Below are 5732 nucleotides of genomic sequence, written 5' to 3'. Positions count from 1 at the left end.
TCATCCTGAGCCAGGATCAAACTCTCCAATAAAGTTAGTTTGTCTAGCATCTAAAATAAAAATTGACGTTTCACGTTGTTTGTTTCGTTCAGTTTTCAAAGAACTACTTGGCCGCTCATTTGCGACTTCCTTATGTTAACATTTTCATCTTTCAATGTCAACTAAGTTTTTCATTTCGTTTGTCGCTTGCGACGTTATTGTCATCGGCGACTTGTTCTATATTACACCTCTAAAGCATAATCGTCAACACCTTTTTATAAAGAACTTCAATTTAATATTTTTATGCTCTTTTAACTAAATACGTCTCTATAGGATTTCATTATCGGAGCACACCTTCTGCTTCTCTTTAATTTGTTTTTCCAAATATATTCGAGTTAATTTGAACTCTAGACTTAACTTGTGTGGACGTTTTCCTCCAACAAAACTAGCAACCTTATTTTAACAAATACTAGTATATAATTAGAGAGTTGTTGTACTATCAATAAAACTCTATTAGAAGCAGGTGAAGATATGAAAGATATACGTATCCTTATAGCAGACGACGATAAAGAAATCCGAAATTTATTAAAAATATATTTAGAACGAGAATTATACATGGTAGACACTGCAATCAACGGCAAAGAAGCCTTACATTTATTTAATCAAAATAACTATAACCTCGTTATACTAGATCTTATGATGCCCAAAATAGATGGAATCGAGGTATGTAAAAAACTTAGAGATAAAACTAACGTACCTATATTAATGCTCACCGCTAAAGATCACGAAGTTGATAAAATTTTAGGTTTAAGCATTGGTGCTGATGATTATATTACGAAACCTTTCAGCATTCACGAAGTAATTGCACGAGTAAAAGCTCTTATGCGGCGTTTTTTAGTTCTCGGAAGTAACAATACTGCTCAAGAAAAAACAACTTTATCTTTTAAAGGACTAACTATCAATTTAAATACATACACAGTTCATACAAACAAAGAAGAAATTAGCTTAACCGGAAAAGAACTGGAACTGTTAAAATTCTTTACTTCAAACCCAGGGCAAGTATTTACAAAAACACAGCTCTTCCGAAATGTATGGGACAATAATTATATAGAAGATGACAATACCGTTATGGTACATATTCGAAAACTTAGAAAGAAAATAGAAATTGACCCTTCCAATCCAAAATTCATTCAGACTATATGGGGAATTGGTTATAAGTTTGTAGGTGAAAAGCTTGAAGACTGATAAAACCCTCTTCCTGATTTCATTACAACTTATCATTTGCGGGATTTTAAACATACAAATGGATCCAAGAATAAAAATGTCTTTATTTATTATCCTTATCTTAATTACAATTTATCTCTTCTTTTCAAGAATACAATTCATTCAACATCGCAAAGCAATGGATACTAAATTAAGTCGTGTACTAAAAGGAAACTTACAAACGAGATTATTCACAAGCAATGACCACTCATTACATAATATCGTTTTTTCAATAAACGAGCTAATAGGTAAATTAGAGCAGGTTCAAATTGAAGCCAAAAGATCCGAAGAATCCAGAAAACAACTTTTGTCTAGTATCTCCCACGATATACGAACACCACTCACCTCCATTATCGGATATATAGATGCTTTGAAAGACGGAGTTGCTGCTTCTGAAATAGAAAAACAAGAATATCTTAAAATACTCTATATGAAATCAAATAACTTAAAGCACCTAGTTGATGAAATATTCAATATGGCGAAGCTAGACGCTAATGAATTTCCACTAAAAGAAGAAGAACTCGACTTTTCTGAAGTTACTAGAGAAGTTTTGATTGAATTTTTACCTGAGCTCTCAAAACATAACATCGAACTGCAAATTCGCATACCAGAGTCTACTTGTCCTATCATCGCAGATCATCTAAGCATTATGCGGATTATCGGTAATTTAATGAAAAATGCAATTTATTACGGAAAGGATGGGAAAACAATAGGAGTCGAATTGCTAGAAGCTGATGCAGAATACGAACTTCATATTTGGGATCAAGGCCCTGGTATTCCAAAACATGATTTACAAAACGTATTTGAGCGAATGTACCGAAGCGAACAATCAAGAAACTCTTCATTTGGTGGTAGCGGTCTCGGGCTTTCTATTTCCAAAGCGCTCGTTGAGAAAAACGGTGGACATATATGGGTTGAAAGTACTCCATGGAAACGAACTACTTTTGGCTTTTCTATTCCAAAACACAATACTTTTAAGAAATAGTTAAGAAATGATTAATATGCAGTTAAGCCTTCCTTTTTATGATGTAAGTAAGAACTTATAGAAAGCAGGTGTCTCCTATAAATACAATTATAAAAACGACTAACCTTACTAAAGTATATGGCAATCAAAAGTCAGTAGATAATTTAAATATTAATGTTCAACAAGGGGAGATTTATGGCTTCATAGGCCGCAACGGTGCTGGTAAAACAACAACCATTCGCATGCTGCTTAGTCTTATAAAGCCTACAAGTGGAACGATTGAAATATTCGGAGAGAACTTATTCCAAAATCAAAAAGATATTTTAAGCAGAATTGGTTCTATAGTTGAAGTTCCAGGATTTTATGAAAACTTAACTGCAAAAGAAAACCTATTAATTAATGCAAAAATAATTGGGGTTCACAAAAAGAATGCTATCGAAGAAGCATTAGAAATAGTAGGCTTGCAGCATGAGACAAAAAAGTTAGTAGGAAAGTATTCTTTAGGAATGAAGCAACGCTTAGGAATTGCGCGTGCTCTTCTCCATTATCCTGAGCTACTCATATTAGATGAACCAACTAACGGACTAGACCCTATTGGTATTAAAGAAATGCGAAAACTTATTCATTCTTTAGCTCAAGAAAGAAATATAACAATACTGATTTCTAGTCACATATTAGCCGAGGTAGAACAGTTAGTTGATCGTATCGGAATTATTCATGAAGGAAAGTTACTAGAAGAAGTTTCTCTTGATACGCTGCGCAAAGCAAACCGTAAGTACATAGAGTTTCAAGTGAATAATGACGATAAAGCTGTGATGTTATTAGAAAATCATCTTCAAATTTTTGATTATGAAGTACATGATGAAGGAAATATTCGTATTTACTCTCATTTTGGACAACAAGGATACATAAACAGAACGTTCGTTCTTAACGATATTGAAGTATTAAAAATGATGATAAGTGAAGATAGACTAGAAGATTATTTCACCAAACTAGTTGGAGGTGGAACAATTGGTTAATCTACTCTATACAGAACTCTTAAAACTAAAACGCTCTAATATGTTTTTAATTAGCATTATTGGTGCTGGTGTCGCACCTTTCTTAGTTGTAGTAGCCTCTTATATACATATAAAAACAAAACAGCCAACTCCCACTATTTGGTTCGATCAATTATTTACTGACGTTAACTTATATACTACTTTAGTTATAGGATTCCCCTTATATGGAGTAGTGGTTGCTTATTTGCTTACCCGCGAATATACAGAAGATACACTGAAAAATTTACTAACTATCCCCGTGTCACGCATTAGCTTTATTACAAGTAAATTCATCATTCTCTTTCTTTGGATTATGATGCTAACTTTAGTCGCTTGGGCACTTACTTTAATATTAGGGCTATTGGGGAACTTCCCTGGTTTTAACATTTCTTTACTTTTAGGTTCTTTCCTAGAATTTTTAATATGTGGTGGACTTCTCTTTCTATTGTCTTCACCTATTGTGCTACTAACTCTTGTAATGAAGAGCTATGTACCACCCATTATATTAACAGTCATTATTACAATGACTAATCTTATGCTCGTAAACTCCAAGCATAAAGATTTATTTCCGTGGACCGCTACTCTAGATATCGCAAATAACGAATTACAACCGACATATCCACCAGAGTATTCTTATATCATCATTGCAGTAACGACAATTTCCGGATTTATTGCAACACTATTCTATTTTAAAAAAGTAGACATTCATTAATGTATAGGAGTGAAACTATGAGCGATATCATTATTGCCTTCATACTCGGTATTGTAGAAGGATTAGCTGAATTTTTACCTATATCTTCTACTGGCCACCTTATATTAGTCGGGCATTTATTAGGCTTTGAGGGAGAAAGAGCAAAAACGTTTGAAATTGTTATTCAGCTAGGCGCAATTTTAGCTATTGCAATTTTATATCATAAACGTCTCGTTTCTTTATGTAATATTAAACCTCTTATACAGAAAGAAAAAAAATTCAACGCGTTCCATGTATTTCTTGGCGTATTTCCGGCAGTGGTTGCCGGCTTGCTACTACATGATATTATTAAAACATACTTATTCCAGCCATACACTGTTGTGATTGGACTTGTAGCAGGGGCAATTCTTATGATCTTTGCAGAAGTAAAAAAGAAAGGGGCAGCAGCCTATTCACTGGACGATTTAACATACCGCCAAGCTTTAACAATCGGATTATTTCAGTGCTTAGCGGTATACCCTGGCTTCTCTAGAGCTGGCTCTACTATCTCTGGAGGTCTATTAGCAAAAGTAAATTATAAGACTGCATCTGAATTCTCTTTTCTAATAGCTCTTCCTGTAATGATTGGGGCAACAGGCTTAGACTTACTAAAAAGTTGGAAGTATTTAAGTGTCGATGACATCCCTATGTTCGCGGTAGGATTCATTACCTCTTTTATAGTAGCGATGCTAGCAGTAGTAACTTTTCTAAAGCTTTTAGAGAAGATAGGTTTAAAACCTTTTGCATACTACCGTATTTTGTTGGCTATCTTATTTACGCTTTTCGTATTGCTATAGATTCATATAAGTCACATATTATTAAACTGATATTCAATTTAGAATATCGGTTTTTTTATCTATTTCAACTCTAGTATTACTCACTTCAATATGGCATAGTGATAATAAACTACCATTCATAATCTGAACGTTCTTTAAGTAACTATGTCCTTTATCATAAAATGCAATTGGAAAATTAAAGATCCCATATATGTACAGAACATATTTACAAACTATATTCACTCCACATAGTATCTTTTTAATTTGCAAAACACTGATACAAATTAAAAATAAGTACAAAGGCATAACAAATAAATAAATTTCCTAGGAATTATAAAGAGATTAAATATTAATTAGAGTGAGGTGACGATAAAAATGAATCAATTAGCACAGACATATTGGGATACTTATTGGGGAAACAACAAAAAACCAGAATCTGTTACAGCTTGGCAATTTGGGGATGCCCCTAATTATCTTGCACAACTAGTAATTGACGGTATTAAAACAGCTACATGCTCCGGTCACATTTTTTATGAATTAGAAAATGAATCGCTACCGACTACTAATGATTATAGTATTATACTCAATAGTAATGATGAACCTGTAGCTATTATTAAGACAATAGAAGTAACTGTAACACCAATGAATGAAGTAAGCGAAGAATTCGCTATCGCTGAAGGCGAAGGAGATCGTACTTATAATTACTGGAGAGACACCCATGTTCGTTTTTTTACAAAGGAACTAAATGAGATTGGTCTTAATTTCTCTGAAGATATGTTACTCGTCTGTGAGCGTTTTGAACTTGTTGATGTGAACAATAAAGTGAAATTTTAATAAACTGAGATTTACCAGCCATTCTTATTTTTATAAACACAAAAAAGACGAGTCATTCTGACTCGTCTTAAAGTTGCTTGGCGACGTCCTACTCTCACAGGGACAAGGTCCCAACTACCATCGGCGCTAGAGAGCTTAACTTCCGTGTT

General features: G+C 33.6%; 6 protein-coding genes. All 6 read left to right on the top strand.

The features are described from left to right. The first annotated feature begins 510 nt into the window (after positions 1-510). The 6 genes from ACTFN4_RS30295 (at position 511) to ACTFN4_RS30270 (ending at position 5583) form a co-directional block, all read left to right on the top strand. Positions 511-1224, top strand: coding sequence for a response regulator transcription factor (locus tag ACTFN4_RS30295; RefSeq protein WP_048657123.1), 714 nt, complete (start codon positions 511-513; stop codon positions 1222-1224). After that, positions 1214-2227: a sensor histidine kinase gene (locus tag ACTFN4_RS30290; protein ID WP_000845329.1), complete on the top strand. Its 1014-nt coding sequence runs from the start codon at positions 1214-1216 to the stop codon at positions 2225-2227. The genes ACTFN4_RS30295 and ACTFN4_RS30290 overlap by 11 nt, the downstream gene beginning before the upstream one ends. 68 nt (positions 2228-2295) lie before the next feature. After that, positions 2296-3225: an ABC transporter ATP-binding protein gene (locus ACTFN4_RS30285; protein WP_000074581.1), complete on the top strand. Its 930-nt coding sequence runs from the start codon at positions 2296-2298 to the stop codon at positions 3223-3225. Next, on the top strand, positions 3218-3955 hold the full coding sequence (locus tag ACTFN4_RS30280) for an ABC transporter permease (protein WP_000247711.1): 738 nt from the start codon (positions 3218-3220) through the stop codon (positions 3953-3955). The genes ACTFN4_RS30285 and ACTFN4_RS30280 overlap by 8 nt, the downstream gene beginning before the upstream one ends. A 17-nt stretch (positions 3956-3972) precedes the next feature. Beyond that, positions 3973-4770: an undecaprenyl-diphosphate phosphatase UppP gene (gene uppP / locus ACTFN4_RS30275; RefSeq protein ID WP_001279958.1), complete on the top strand. Its 798-nt coding sequence runs from the start codon at positions 3973-3975 to the stop codon at positions 4768-4770. 354 nt (positions 4771-5124) lie between these two features. Next, positions 5125-5583, top strand: coding sequence for an ASCH domain-containing protein (locus ACTFN4_RS30270; protein WP_001072420.1), 459 nt, complete (start codon positions 5125-5127; stop codon positions 5581-5583). The last annotated feature ends 149 nt before the right edge of the window (positions 5584-5732 follow it).

Source organism: Bacillus cereus group sp. MYBK95-2 (assembly GCF_051915225.1).
Classification (GTDB): domain Bacteria; phylum Bacillota; class Bacilli; order Bacillales; family Bacillaceae_G; genus Bacillus_A; species Bacillus_A cereus.
Note: the sequence above shows the minus strand (reverse complement) of the source record. Positions and strands in the feature narration are given on the sequence as shown.